General features: G+C 44.5%; 10 protein-coding genes. 2 read left to right on the forward strand and 8 right to left on the reverse strand.

The features are described from left to right. Both AC3E8G_RS10030 and AC3E8G_RS10035 read left to right on the forward strand, forming a co-directional pair. Positions 1-948 (forward strand): ABC transporter permease (locus AC3E8G_RS10030; RefSeq protein WP_490677641.1); only part of this gene is annotated, 948 nt, incomplete at its 5' end. Position 949: 1 nt separating this feature from the next. Continuing rightward, positions 950-1,639 (forward strand): ABC transporter ATP-binding protein, encoded by a 690-nt coding sequence (locus AC3E8G_RS10035; RefSeq protein ID WP_154859040.1) that lies wholly within the window; start codon positions 950-952, stop codon positions 1,637-1,639. Positions 1,640-1,679: 40 nt separating this feature from the next. Here the strand turns inward: AC3E8G_RS10035 and AC3E8G_RS10040 are convergent, their stop codons facing one another. The 8 genes from AC3E8G_RS10040 to AC3E8G_RS10075 all read right to left on the reverse strand — a co-directional run bounded on the left by AC3E8G_RS10040 (position 1,680) and on the right by AC3E8G_RS10075 (position 9,780). Next, positions 1,680-3,005, reverse strand: a complete 1,326-nt coding sequence (locus AC3E8G_RS10040) for a sensor histidine kinase (protein ID WP_490677642.1) — start codon at positions 3,003-3,005, stop codon at positions 1,680-1,682. After that, the gene (locus AC3E8G_RS10045) at positions 3,002-3,655 is read right to left on the reverse strand and encodes a response regulator transcription factor (RefSeq protein WP_009731294.1); all 654 of its coding nucleotides are present in this window, start codon (positions 3,653-3,655) and stop codon (positions 3,002-3,004) included. The genes AC3E8G_RS10040 and AC3E8G_RS10045 overlap by 4 nt, the downstream gene beginning before the upstream one ends. A 71-nt stretch (positions 3,656-3,726) precedes the next feature. Then, complete coding sequence (locus AC3E8G_RS10050; RefSeq protein ID WP_154859044.1) at positions 3,727-5,103, reverse strand: ABC transporter permease; 1,377 nt, start codon at positions 5,101-5,103, stop codon at positions 3,727-3,729. 12 nt (positions 5,104-5,115) lie between these two features. Then, positions 5,116-5,748 (reverse strand): ABC transporter ATP-binding protein, encoded by a 633-nt coding sequence (locus AC3E8G_RS10055; RefSeq protein WP_009731296.1) that lies wholly within the window; start codon positions 5,746-5,748, stop codon positions 5,116-5,118. 15 nt (positions 5,749-5,763) lie between these two features. Beyond that, a complete protein-coding gene (locus tag AC3E8G_RS10060) occupies positions 5,764-7,026 on the reverse strand; it encodes an ABC transporter permease (protein WP_154859046.1) in 1,263 nt (420 codons plus the stop codon). Positions 7,027-7,870: 844 nt separating this feature from the next. Further along, positions 7,871-8,479, reverse strand: a complete 609-nt coding sequence (locus AC3E8G_RS10065; protein ID WP_414286462.1) for a hypothetical protein — start codon at positions 8,477-8,479, stop codon at positions 7,871-7,873. Between the two features lie 43 nt (positions 8,480-8,522). Next, positions 8,523-9,131 carry a hypothetical protein gene (locus AC3E8G_RS10070; RefSeq protein WP_490677643.1) on the reverse strand — a complete coding sequence of 203 codons (609 nt, stop codon included), beginning with the start codon at positions 9,129-9,131 and terminating at the stop codon, positions 8,523-8,525. 43 nt (positions 9,132-9,174) lie between these two features. Then, the gene (locus tag AC3E8G_RS10075; protein WP_154859050.1) at positions 9,175-9,780 is read right to left on the reverse strand and encodes a hypothetical protein; all 606 of its coding nucleotides are present in this window, start codon (positions 9,778-9,780) and stop codon (positions 9,175-9,177) included. Positions 9,781-10,046 lie beyond the last annotated feature (266 nt).

Below are 10,046 nucleotides of genomic sequence, written 5' to 3' on the forward strand. Positions count from 1 at the left end.
CTGCACTACATCCTTTCGACGGATTCAGAAGGGATTATCCCCTTTTCAACTATTACGGCGAAGGATTTAGATGAGGTCCAAAAGATAGAGGGAATGGGCTATTCGGGTTTGTCCATCCAGCGAGCAACCGTCTCAAAAACAGAGGATTCCAATACTCTGGATATCACCTACTTCGCGACCGATCACAACGAAGAAGAAATCCTCAATCCAATCATGGAAGATACAGACCTCAAGATCTCCGACCTAAAGAAAAACGAGGTCATTTTGGACAGTTCTTTCAAAGAGGATGAGGGGATCCAAGTCGGCGATCACGTGATTGACAAAACCTCTAAGCAAAAACTCAAGGTCGTAGCCTTCGCGAAAAATGCCAAATACGGCTATAGCGAGATTGGCTTTATCAGCTCGGATACCTACACAGGCCTGCGGCAAAAAACAGATCCAAGCTATCAATGGCAAGCCCAAACCCTTGTGACCAAGAAAAGCATCACTTCTAACGATCTAGCCAGCAACTTAATGGTGGCAGATAAGAAGCAAGTGATCGATAAAATCCCTGGCTACAAGGCTCAAAACTTGACGCTACGGATGATCACGTGGGTTCTCTTGCTTGCTTCTTCTGCTATCCTTGGGGTCTTCTTCTATATCCTCACCCTGCAGAAGTTGAAACAGTACGGTGTCTTGAAGGCTATTGGCATGTCCATGAGCCAGATTACCTATGTCCAACTATCCCAGCTCACCATCATCTCCCTCATCGGAGTGCTGCTGGGGCTTGGCTTGGCAACCATGATGGCGCCATTTTTACCCAATAGCGTCCCTTCCTTTATGACCCTGAAGGACAACCTCACCATCTCGGTTAGCTTTATCCTGGCCTCTATTTTGTGTGGTGCCTTGTCCCTTGTCAAAATCAAAAAAGTAGATCCAATCGAAGTCATTGGTGGAAATGGAGAATAAGATGGCTATTATCGAATTAGAAAATATCAGAAAATCCTACGCCGATGGTAGCCAAATGCACCATGTCCTCAACCAGCTTAATTTAAGCGTCGAACCCAACGAATTTGTCGCGATTTTGGGTCCTTCAGGATCCGGTAAATCCACTCTCTTAGCTATCGCTGGTTTACTCTTATCAGCGGACGAGGGGCGGATTTCTATCGCTGGCCAAGACTTGACTGGCCTCAACCAAGGCCAGTGGACACAAAAACGCCTGGAATTGCTCGGCTTTATCTTTCAAGATCACCAGCTCCTCTCCTACATGAAAATCGGTGACCAGTTAGAACTGGTGGCCAAATTGAAGGGGGAGAAGGACAAGAAAAAACGCCAAGAGGAAGTCAAAGCCTTGCTGGCAGATCTTGGCATCGAAGCTTGTTACCACCAATATCCGAATCAGATGTCCGGTGGACAAAAACAACGGGCAGCCATCGCTCGAGCCTTCATCGGAAATCCGCAGGTCATCTTGGCTGATGAACCAACGGCTAGCCTAGACCCAGATCGAGGGCAAGAAATCGCCCAGTTGATCCGGAAAGAAGTCAAATCCAAAAACAAGAGCGCCATCATGGTCACCCATGACCGCTCCATCCTGACCTATGTGGATACCATTTATGAATTAAAACATGGTCAATTGCTAAAGGTCGAAAAGGTTGATTAAATAAAAATAGCGAACAAGAGTTTCTCTTGTTCGCTATTTTTTATTCTTGAGGCTCTTTGGGCAGTTCCATACGGAAGCGTAAGCCCATAGCTGTTTTGTCAAATTGGTAGGCCAGTTCTTCATGGTCTAGCAAGTGTTGGACCACGAAGAGTCCCAAGCCGCCTTCCTTCTTCTGACGGCTAGCGGTCATTGGCATCTCAGCGGTCTCTACCATTTCCTGGCTGGTATTTTCAACCGCCAAGTGCGTCCCTTCCTCTTCGAGGCGGAGCTGGATCTCTCCACCGGCATCCGAATGCTTAACGGCATTACTGATGACATTTGAGAGGACCAATTTCAGAATCGCTGGGTCCATATAGACTTGTTTGGCTGGGATCTGATTGTCAATCGTGAGCGATCGGGATTGAGCCAAGACCTTGTACTGGTCGAGGATCTGCTCTAAGACCTGATCCAGCTGGATCCACTCCTTGTCTCCAGCCAATTCTTGGACAGAGGACAGGGACAGGATTTCTAGGACGATCTGGTTCATCTCATCGACGATATCGAGGGAGACCGCCAGGTAGCGGTCCCGGTCCTTGTAGCGGCCAATCTTATCCCGCATATTTTCTAGGATAATCTTCAAGCTGGCTAGAGGCGTCTTGAGCTCATGCGAGGCCCCACGTAGGAATTCGACCTTCATCTGCTCCAGCTTCAGATTTTCCTGTTTCTGCTGTTCTAGATTGTCGATCACTTCTAGGAGATGGTGATAAAGATCGTTGATCTGTTGCTTGAGGACGCCAATCTCATCCTGCGAATGAATGGGAAGACTGGCTGTCCGATCCAAGCGCTTCATCCGCTTGGTCATCTGCTTGATCTCCAGGATCGGAGCAGAAATCAGGCGGGCATAGAGATAGGAGGCAATCACTGACAGAACAAAGGAAGCAAGGAGACTATAGGGGAGAAAGCCCAGACTGATGTCCCGCGCTTCCTTTTGGGAATCGACAGTTGCTAAGAATTGCAAGGTCAAGCCCTTCCCCTCTTTGGTATGGATCTTTCGCTCTTCAATGACCAGAGAATTATTCTGGCTGTTAGGGTTCACGAGTAAGTCATCCTTAACCTCTATGACATTTTGTTTTTCCTTGCCCTTGATCGAGACCTTGATATCATTGGTCTTGGAATAAAGGTCGATGACCGACTCAATGGCTCCTTCTTCCTGCCCTTGGAAACTCTTGGCCAGGGCCTGCGATTTTTTCAAAATCGTCTGGCGCTGGGACTCGATATAGGTCGATGGGAAAATAAAGTAAACCGAAGCATGTAGAAGGATGACTAAGCCACTGAAAAGGGCAAAGGTGATCAGAAAGATCTTTGCAAAGATACTCCGTTTGGTCATGGTCTCTCCAATTTATAGCCGACATTGCGCACCGTAACGATACAGTCCAGCTCTAGTTTTTTTCGTAGTTCCTTGATATAGACATCGATCACCCGGTCAAAAGGAATCTCCTCTGTCTCCTTCCAGACGGCATCAAGGATCTGAGAGCGGGTCCGGGCCTTGCCTTCATGCTGGAGCAAGTATTCCAAGATTTCCAACTCCTTGGCATTCATGGAGATGGCTTGCCCAGCTAGGCTGGCTGTGTAGCTCTCAAAATCCACCCGTGCCTCTCCATAGGTGAAGACCCGGGAAGGCTGGAGCTTTTTAAAAATAGCTTCGATACGGACCTTCAAGAGGGACAAGGAGAAGGGTTTTTCCAGGTAGCCGTCCGCCAACTCTCCAAAGGCTGTCAACTTATAGTCCTCGTCATGGAAGGCCGTCAGCATGAGGACAGGGACTGAGCTGGTCTTCCGGATGGTCTTGAGCACTTCCAAGCCATTGAGGATAGGAAGCTGGATATCCAGCAAGACCAGATCTGGCGCTTCTCTGTGAAAGAGGTCCAGGGCCTCCTGCCCATCACCTGCTTCAAAAACCTCATAGCCACATTCCATGAGATAGTCGCTCATCCCTTCGCGAATCAGGACTTCATCTTCTACGATTAGTATCTTCATACACTTTCCTTTATCTAAGAAACTTCTTCTACCTCCTATTATACCCTATTTCTATTTTAGGAAACAATCTCTTATTCGACATCCACCAAGAGTTCCTTTGGTTTCTTATGCAAGAGCCATTGAGAAGAAAGGATGGATACGAGGATCAAGAGGAGCCCACCGACCAAGACAATCACCAACAATTGGCTCGGTTGGATATCCATATGGATATCAGTCAGGGTCTTACTGAAGCTTTCTGCCTCAGCTCCTCCACCAAGGTTGGCTGCAGAGGATTCTTGAGCCATTTGTTTGGCAATGCCACTGGTTACGTTCTTAAGCACCGTATCTCCGACTCCTTTGGCAAGAAGACCTGCGACTCCATAGGAGAGGAGGAAGGCTGGGATGGAGATCATGACTAATTCTGCCACGAATTGTCCCGCAATCTGCACCTTGGAGAGTCCCAAAGCCAGCAAGATACCAACTTCTCTGCGACGAGCATTGAGCCACAAGACGAGGAGAAGGGTGAGAAGCAAGCTAGCAAAGATGAGGCTACCGATAAACAAGTAGTCCGCCACTTGGAACATGCTGCTAATCGATTTTTGCAAGGCTGGGTAGTTGGAAGAGCTCTTAACCAAATCATAGTAATTCCATGGGATATCCAAGGCTTTGATTTTTTCGATCAATTTATCGAGGTCCTGATCCCCTTTGGCAAAGAAGGTTGCGTCCTCATAGGTAGCTGTTTGAACAGTATTGCCATAGAGCTTGGCAGCTGTATCTAGGTCAGAAATGAGGGTATCTTCATACAATTCTTGGGCGTAAGTTAGAGGAGCTTGGTTCTTCCCTGAGAACAGACCCTTAATGGTCACTTCAACAGTTTCATTGGCTCCTTTTTCATTGTCAGCATCGTAGAGATTGGACTTTAGACGCACCTTGTCGCCTACCTTGAGGCCATTCTTTTTCGCCAAATCTTCGTGCATGAGGATTTGGTTTTTGTCCTTATCCGTCAGATGCTCCCCTTGGACCAGTTTGTAAGCTCCAGAGACAAACTTATCTTCTTTAGAAGAGTCATTGACCCCTGTCACCATCAAGGTATTCTTAAAGTGCTTGGCCCGCTCTGGAGATTGATTTTGCAGAGTTTCTTCAGTCTCAATGATCTCGTGGTCTAAGATATCCGCGATGGCATTGATCCGCTTGATGGAGGAGGTGATCCCCTCTACCTGGCTGATTTTTTCGATATCTTCTCCTCTGAGATTCCCAGCTCCCCGAGGGGTTCCCGGATTGGTCCTACGGTTGATCTGCATGGAGAAGCTATTGGTGATGGATCCCAGGCTTTCCGATGAAGCTTTTTGGGTCGCTCCCTTCATGGAGAGTCCGATCAAGCTCAAGGTCCCCATGAGGAGAATGATGGCAAAGAGCAAGAGAGACTTGGGCCATTTACGTGTGATATAAGCAAAAGCATTGCGCAACATAGCATTCCCTCCTTACTTGCTCTTCTCAACGAGGCTACGGCGACTCAATTCCAAGACCACATCAGAGGCCTCTGCCACTTCCTTACTGTGGGTGACGACAATGACACATTTTTGGCGTTCCTTGGCCAATTTCTTCAAAATGGCAATAATGTCACCTGCTGTCTGTTCGTCAAGGTTTCCTGTCGGCTCATCCGCCAAGATGACAGGTGCTTCTGAAACGAGCGCACGCGCAATAGCCACCCGCTGTTGCTGCCCTCCAGATAATTGCAGGACATTGCGTTTGATTTGCGTTTCGTCCAATCCCAATTCCAAGAGAATTTCTTTCCCAGCTTGTTTGTTGACCAGGCGAACATTTTCCAGTGGCGTCAAATAATCAATCAGATTGTAATTCTGAAAGACCAGGGAGACATGGTGCTTGCGGTGGTAGCTAGACCCTTTGGTCTGGATATCCTCCCCATCAAAGAGAACCTGCCCCTTCTTGGGATTGTCCAGACCAGCCAAGAGGGATAGAAGGGTTGATTTCCCAGTTCCTGACTGACCGATAATACTGTAAAATGTCCCATTTTCGAACTGATAGTTCACATTTGAGAGGATATCTTCACTATAGCTTTGGTAACTATAGGCTACATTCTTGAGTTCTAACATATGTGTCATTTCTCCTTAACTCATTTTTGTTAATATTTCTTTTGGGGTCTTGCGCCAGATCATGCTGGTGGTTGCACCGAGCGACAATAGGATCAAGCACAAGAGGCTAGCATAGGCGATTCCTAAGGAAAGGCCTTGAGGGATTTGGTTGAGCAAGTCTAGGGTCTGCTGTTGACCGGTCTGTCCGACAAACTGCTCTAAGAAACGATGGCTGACCATCCGCCCGATGAGAAAGGCTGGGATCACTGCTAGTAAGGATACCAGCACCACTTCCAAGAGGAACTGTCTAAAGATCCGGCCCTTGCTCTTCCCAATGGATAAAAGCACCCCGATTTCGTGGATCCGCTCCCGTGTCCAGAGACTGAGTAAGAGCGATAGGGCACCGGCTCCCGTCACTAGGAGGACGATCATCATGACCCGCACCAGGCCTTCTAGGGTCTGAGAGGATTCTTTCATCTGGTCAAAGGCCTTGCGATCTTCGACCACGCGTAGCGATTGCCAATCCAGATCCAAGCTTTTGACCTGCTTCAAGAGGGCATCGATTTTCTCAGGATCTTTGACCCCAAAGGTGACCTGGGTCACTTCTTGCTGGCTGAGACCAAGAAGTTTAGTCGCATCCTCATAAGGGAGGTAGACTTGGTTTTCACTCAAATCAGAGGTCATTCCTGTGAATTTTTCCTGTTTCTTACCTGAAAAGATGCCAACGATTTTAAAGGTATGCTCTTTGGCTGGAGTCTCTCCCATCTGAAAGCTGGATAAGGTCAAGGAATCTCCGACCTTTAGCTTGTTCTTCTTAGCCAACTCTTGGTGGATCAAGATCTGCCCGCGAGCCTTGTCGGATAAGTGCTTGCCTTGCACCAATTGGAAACTACTACTGCGGAAATCCAGGTGCTGGTCTGTCTTCTTGGTGAAGACAGCGCCTAGCGCTTGCTTAGCTTCCTGCCCCAGATCATCCCGCTCTACCGACTGTTGCCCCGTCACCGCTTCTTTACCAAGAATACGAACGGGACTTTCATATTGAGGAACCATGGCTCCCACCCCAGCTAGTCGTTGCACCTTTTCAGCCTCCTTCAGAGCAAAGGGAGTATTCCCCTGTTTACTGGTCAGGGCAAAACTGGTCCCAGCCGACTGTTTGATATGATCCTCCAGCCTTCCTCCTACTTGCATCAGTGAAAAACAGAAATACAAGCAAGAGAGGATCAAGAGGAGAATCAGAAAGAGGACCAGATTCCTCGTTCTTTTTCGAGAAATATAGGCGATTGCCTGTTGTAAGAGCATGAACTCTCCCTCCATTTCAAAGCCCACAGCAATGCAATATGGGCGCTTTCATCATTTGTTATAGTTATTATAGAAAAGAAATGTGAAATGTTTATGAAATAGAAAAAAACTCCCCCAGAAAAATCTGGAAGAGCCTTAGCAAGGGGTGGATGAAAAAGTTTAATATGAAAAAGGTCGATAAAAATTAAGAATCAAAAAGTTTTAATTTATTCGATCAAGTTTTTGTCTTTAGACATGTATGTGGGAAGTATTCCCCCCTTGCTCTAGTGTAGAACATTTATCTACTTCCTATAGTTTAACGCATCTTTGTTACAAAATAAAGGAATTTGTATTGCATTTTTGTTCCAAATATCGAACAGGCAGATTACTTCAAAATACCAACTATCTATCCACCTGCTTCAAAGGGTATTCTTCCCGTGATTTCACTATATGTAAACAAAAATCCGCACCTCAAATAACTGCTCTGATCCTCATCGGATTGATCTTAGTTTCTTCAAGAAAGGAAACCGATCTGTAGAAAAGACCGGCTTCATCCAAATTTATTTCACAAACTTTTGTAATATATATAAATATGCTTCCTCGCTCGCACAAAGAAGAGATTACGACAGAAAATAAAGAAGGCCGATAATACCTTCTTTGTTTTCTTAGTAAAACGCTTAGGCAAGGCACCATGGTGCTTGCCGTAAACTACAAATCCACCTAATAAATTGACCACGGGGTTACGACGTGAAAAGGGAGGAACCTTACTTTCCTCCCTTTGAGCTAGTAAGATGATTAGGTAGACCGCAACATAGCGGCTACCGTCCAATGATTAGGTACTTTAGTACCAATCATTGGTATCAGGTTACTTCCATTCATAAAACTCTCTTCCCTGAACTCGTCTAATTTCCAAATTATAAACAATCTCAGCTTGGGGACTGCCTTGGTCATTCTTTTCTACACCTTTTAGATGTCCCTCACGAGAAAAAGCTTCCATCACCTCATCCGTAATTTCATCCTTATTCAATTTTAACTCATCTGGTAGATTCTGGTAACTTTCTACACCAATAGACTCTTTCTGATCATTACGCAAATATATTATTTCCGAACCGTCATTGACATTAAAATCTAAATCAATTCCAGCTGCCATTTCATAATCTGCCACACCCATCTTTAAAACGCCATCATTACGCAAATATACTTTATTACCATATGTATCATAAACAACTGGGACTATACGAGCATAGACAAAACCTTCCCCGCTTCCTCCACTTTTAAAAATCGGAGAAAATTCAATCTTACTGATTCCACTGTAATTCTCTTTTAGATAGGTCGCAATTTGTTCCTCATAAAGTTGAAAGCCGTGACGATAGAGATTGTCTACTTTCATTCTATCCATATAAAACTTACATCCAAGGACGAGTAGAAAAAAACAAAGCAAGGATAGAAAAACTTTTTTTGTTCGTTTTGACATTTAAAACTCTCCTCATTCTATCTTAACTTAGCAAATTGATTGCTTACTTCCATTCGAAAGCCTCTCTCCCCTGGACTCGTCTAATTTCCAAATTATAGACAATCTCAGCTTGGGGACTACCCTGGTCATTCTTTTCTACACCTTTTAGATGTCCCTCACGAGAAAAAGCTTCCATCGCCTCATCCGTAAATTCCTCTTTTTGAAATTTCATGCTATCCGGAAGGTGTTGGTGGTTTTCTACAGAAATATACTCCTTTTTTGTATTATATAAATATATAATCTCAGAACCATCATTGACATTAAAGCTTAAGTCAAGACCAGCAAGGGTGCCATAATCTCTAACAGCCATATCTAGTGCTCCGTCATTTCGTGGATAGACTTTATTTCCATCAGTATCGTAAACAACTGGAACTATACGAGCATTGACAAAACCTTCTCCTCCGCCCCCGCTTTTGAAAATAGGAGAAAATTCAATTTTACTAATACCGCTATAATGCTCTTTTAAGTAGGTCGCAATTTGTTCCTCATAAAGTTGAAAGCCGTGACGATAGAGGTTGTCTACTTTCATTCGATCCATATAAAACTTGCATCCAAGGACGAGTAGAAAAAAACAAAGCAAGGATAGAAAAACTTTTTTTGTTCGTTTAGACATTTAAAACTCTCCTCATTCTATCTCAACTTACTAAATTGATGTGTCATTGCCATTTATCCAAGTCTCTTCCATCAATTCGTTGAATTTCCAAATTATAAACAATCTCAAGTTGTGGACTGCCCTGGTCATTCTTTTCTACACCCTTTAGAAGTCCTTCCTTTCCATAGATTGATAGAACTTCATCCATGATGTCATCCTTCTTTAACTTTAATTCTGGAGGCAGATGCTGATACTGATCAACTTGTATATACTCTTTCTCATCATTTAATAAGTGAATAAACTCGGAACCACCGTACGTAAAATCTAATTGAAGTCCAGCAAAAGTTCCATAACGTGGTACTCCAATATCTAAAGGTCTGCCGTTTTGGAGATAGGCTTTATTGCCATAATTATCATAAATCACAGGTACAACCCGAGAATGAACAAAGCTTTCTCCGTTTCCTCCACTAATAAAAATCGGAGAAAATTCGATTTTACTGATACCGCTGTAGTGTTCCTTTAGGTAGGTCGCGATTTGTTCTTCAAAAAGCTGGTATCCATGACGATAGAGATTGTCCACTTTCATTCTATCCATATAAAACTTGCCGCCTATCAAAAGAACAACAAAAACTATAAGAGAAAAAAGAATAGATTTTGTTCGTTTTGACATTGCCATTCCTCATCTTTTTATCTTTATTTTACCATAAAGATGGGGTGGAATTCCTAACCATTAAAAAAACACCCCAAAAGTCAGATTTTCTCTATCTCACTTTTGAGATGCCATTCAATTACGCTTTCACTATTGCCTTAATAAGATACTTCGGCAAGACACCATAGTGCTTGCCATTACATAGGTTACGACGCGAAAAAGGGAGGCTGGGACAAAAGTCCTAGCCTCTCAATTGTCTTTGGATTGTTGAGCAAGACGCAGTGGTT

Source organism: Streptococcus sp. SCPM-O-B-15294 (M123) (assembly GCF_058200455.1).